Here is a 607-nt window from a genome sequence, read left to right on the forward strand (position 1 = left end):
CACGAGCAGGCGCAACCAGCGCGCATAGGTATCGAGCCGATCGGGCGGCAGGCACAGGAACACCGTAGCGGTCGCGTCCTTCAATCCCGCGAAGGTGAAATCGGATGCGGCCGTGCTGGCGACGATGCGCGGGCTGTCGAGAAAGTGGGTGTGGCGCTGCGCCGAGGACAGCACCCCGGCCGCCTCGCGATCGGACTTGCCGAGCTGGCGGTTGGCGGCGCGAGCGACCAGGCCGCCAGCGCCGGCGCTGTCCTGCATCGCGGCGAGCAGATCGGCGAAGCGGGCAGGGGGGAGCGTCAGATACTCGCGCACCGTCGCCAGCACGCGGGCGTGGGCGGGTTCGGTCGTGACGACGTGGAGGATCAGCCCGGCGATCAGCGCCTTGGCTTCCTCGTTCCAATGCGCTTCGCCCGATTGTCCGGCAGCGTCGTGGACCAGCGCATCGGCGAGCGTGTTGGCGTCTTCCGCGAGGTCGAGGCTGGCGGGATCGAGCCGATCGAGCGGGTTGTAGCAGGCAGGGGTCCGGCCCGAGACGCCGAACGGATCGAGGCACCACACCGGCCCCTTGGCGGCGCGTGCGCGGGCGGTGACGCGCGCGTTCTCGCCC

Annotated in this window: 1 protein-coding gene; it reads right to left on the minus strand. The window is 71.2% G+C overall.

The window, feature by feature from the left end; translation table 11 throughout:
- A partial coding sequence (locus IEX18_RS18735; RefSeq protein WP_229664720.1) for a type IV secretory system conjugative DNA transfer family protein occupies positions 1-607 on the minus strand: 607 nt, incomplete at both ends.

It is taken from the genome of Sphingomonas metalli, assembly GCF_014641735.1.
GTDB classification, from domain to species: domain Bacteria; phylum Pseudomonadota; class Alphaproteobacteria; order Sphingomonadales; family Sphingomonadaceae; genus Sphingomonas; species Sphingomonas metalli.